Origin of the sequence: Streptomyces caelestis, assembly GCF_001279005.1 — a bacterium.
GTDB lineage: Bacteria > Actinomycetota > Actinomycetes > Streptomycetales > Streptomycetaceae > Streptomyces > Streptomyces heliomycini.
Genome location: NZ_LGCN01000159.1, coordinates 1 through 252, shown reverse-complemented (window position 1 = coordinate 252; position 252 = coordinate 1). Strand labels below are relative to the sequence as shown.

Genomic DNA, 252 nt, shown 5'->3' with positions numbered 1-252 from the left:
CGGGCCGCCGTCTCCGCGAGGACCTCGCGGCCGTCGCGGGTCCAGAGGGCGTCGTTGAACAGTTCGACCTCGATGGGGCCGGTGTAGCCGGCCGCCTCCACGTGGCCCTTCCACTCCCGCATGTCGATCGCGCCGTCGCCGATCTGGCCGCGGCCGTTGAGGACGCCCTCGGGCAGCGGGGTGGTCCAGTCGGCGAGCTGGAAGGTGTGGATGCGGCCCTGGGCTCCCGCGCGGGCGATCTGCGCGGGGGCC

1 protein-coding gene is annotated in these 252 nt (G+C 75.0%); it reads right to left on the bottom strand.

Annotated elements, in window-relative coordinates; genetic code table 11:
* Positions 1–252 (bottom strand): TIM barrel protein (locus tag ADK41_RS14880; protein ID WP_030837873.1); only part of this gene is annotated, 252 nt, incomplete at both ends.